The 2,702-nt window shown below is 52.0% G+C and carries 2 protein-coding genes; both read right to left on the bottom strand.

What is annotated here, in order from left to right; all coding sequences use genetic code 11:
- Positions 1 to 339 precede the first annotated feature (339 nt).
- A complete protein-coding gene (locus ACFQI7_RS37680; RefSeq protein ID WP_230415807.1) occupies positions 340 to 954 on the bottom strand; it encodes a helix-turn-helix transcriptional regulator in 615 nt (204 codons plus the stop codon).
- Between the two features lie 24 nt (positions 955 to 978).
- Positions 979 to 2,172, bottom strand: coding sequence for an ABC transporter substrate-binding protein (locus ACFQI7_RS37675; protein ID WP_218103576.1), 1,194 nt, complete (start codon positions 2,170 to 2,172; stop codon positions 979 to 981).
- Positions 2,173 to 2,702 lie beyond the last annotated feature (530 nt).

The raw sequence follows: 2,702 nt of genomic DNA, 5'->3' as shown, positions 1-2,702 counted from the left end.
ACAGCCTCGTAACCATCTTGATTTCACATAAATTCTATGAAGCACAGTTTTTAAAAAAACACTAAAGCTGGGCTTAGTTTCGTATTGCCAATTTTAGATCTATGCTATGTGAAATTTTCGGGGTAGCACAACAAAGCTGCCGAATCATTCGCGGCAGCTTTTGTCATGGTGATATTGAGCTATCGTTACCCGTTAGGTTAATGACGAAGGTTTTTAGAGATTAAGCACTAAGAGCAAATTCCGCCCCCAAAGTCCAAAATTTAACACTTCACGGATAAATGCCTGTTATCCAATAGTGGCTGCCGGTTCCGCTGGCAGCCTTCGTCTCGTCCGCCGATTTCAAAACTTGCAATACTCTTCTCCGGTAGAGGCGACTTGCATGATATGCTCGAGGCCGTAATATTCCACTTCCCCAGACTGCTCACAATACGCGATCAAATAGATCCGCGAAGATTGCGAGTACGTGCGGTACGGATGAACGGTAACGGTAAATACTTCCCCGTCCTGATACGTTAAGCTTAGTTTCTCGCTCAGTTTGATCGCGAGATCGATCGCATATTTATGGTCGGCGACCAACGGATCGACGTCGAATACCGGGAGCTCGCTCTCCTCGGGCTGGTAAGGAACGAATCGTTTCAGCGTCTGCACGACGCGGTCGAGCCCTTCCACATACCCCATCGAGCCGGCCGCTTCCTCGTATTTATAAATCAAGAAGTTCAAGATTCGGATATCCGTCTCGTTCAAAAACACCGACGGCAAAACATACGCTTCATCCGTATACTCGTATCCCCGCCGCTTCGCATTGTACGACATCGGCGACCGGAGCGAGTTTTGCATGTATTCGATATCGCGCCCCGCCTGGCGGACGGAGATTTCGAACTGCTCCGCCAAATCTTTGGCGTTCGGGTATTGCTTCGCCCGGATCCGCTCGTCGAACCATAAAATCCGGTGCATATTGCTCACGCTCTTCTTCAACTCCTATGCGCCATAATGAACGAAGTCCGATGCGAAATCAACCGGTCCGAGTACCGGCGTCCGGGCGACCACATCGTGCAGCACCCGTTTCGCATCGGATGCATGCCGCAGCGTATCGAACGTGCGTTGGTGGTGAAACGCCGAAATCATGCCCGGCCAATCGTAAGCGCTCTGACGCCCGTACTTCAGCTCCTCCAAAAATGGAGCATACAGAGTGTCCTCCGCCTGCCCGCTCTGCTCCGCCATCGTTCTCGATACGGCGAGGTTGAGCACTGACCACAGCTTATCGATGCCGCCGCCCGGTAGTGCCAGCTTGCGCAGGAACGACCAGGCCAGTTCCCGATCCCGGCAAGTCGAGGATATCCCGTATCCACACACCTGGAACAGGTTCGCCTTCGGCTGCAGCTTGTTCGTGGGAAAACCGATGGCCCCGAACTTGCTCTTCCGCTCAGGCGACATCGGCTTGATCGCCCAGTTGCCATCCATGTACATCGACATTTTGCCATGAACGAAGCAATCGATCCATGAATCACGCCCGACGCCCATACGCGGCGATAATCCTTTATCGATTAAGCCCAAATACTGCTCGAACGCTTCAATCGTCGCCGGGTGGTTCAGATAGCCGTCCAGCGTCTTGCCGTCTTCCGACAGGAACGAACCGCCGTTGTTCCAGACGACCGGCTCGATACACAGCATGTAGCCGAAGCTCACAAATACACCATAACGGGTCACGTTTCCCTGCTCGTCTCTCCGTGTAAGCTTCTCCGATGTCTCCACGAATTCGTTCCACGTCCACCCCTCTTGGGGATACGGGAGACCTGCTTCGTCAAAATGCTCCTTGTTGTAATATACGCCGATCGTTTCTGCCATCACCGGCAGTGCGCCGATCCGGTCTTGATCGGTCACGGCCCCGCGAATGCACGGGTAATAATCGTCCAGATCGACCCGATCACGGTCCGTGAATTCGGACAAGTCGGTCAGTAGCCCGGCTTCCAGACACCGCCCCATGTTCGCCCCTTCCCATTCGATGATGTCCGGCCCGTTTTCGCCGGCCAGCTGCCGCTGCTTGAGCGCCGCCCTATTCGGCACCAGCTCCAGCAGGACGCTGACGCCGGGATGCTCCTTGCGGAACTGCTTCGCCGCTTCCTGAATGACGGCCATCCGTTGTTCGTCGTACGTGGCGATTCGAATTTGCACCTTTATTCCTCCTCGTGAAATTTGACTTATTAGCCCAGTATACAGGGGGTACCACGACATATCGTGTCCGACCAATTTGTATTCGGGAAAAATATGTTAGCTTACTGGTAGAAAATTGATATAACTAAAGTAATCTGCCCGTTACTTTAACGGATATAAAAGTGGAGCTGCCCCACAGCAGCTCCACACTATCGTATCCGTTAGCTGAACACTTGAACATTCTTTTTGTTATTTTCCTCCAACATGAAACACTCCAATTTTGGCTACACCATCAACGTTATACAGCGGAAAATCACGACCACCTGGTGATCTACTTTTCTGTATCGCAATGGCTTCCTCGGGTGATTTTGGTATTCATTTATTCCTCTGTAAACAACAAACAGGCGAAGATACACTGGCGACGGTGCTTCCCATCTGCTTGTTGTTTAATGGCGCATTCCTTCTCTTCGCTACGCGACGAGACTGATTAAATTGTTATCGGGGTCCTTTATGATCGCATATCGCTCTCCCCACGGTGTATCTCGCGGCTC

The sequence above is a fragment of the Paenibacillus allorhizosphaerae genome (assembly GCF_042659105.1).
In the GTDB taxonomy this organism is placed as follows: Bacteria; Bacillota; Bacilli; order Paenibacillales; family NBRC-103111; genus Paenibacillus_G; species Paenibacillus_G allorhizosphaerae.
This window is presented reverse-complemented; position numbering and strand designations above follow the sequence as displayed.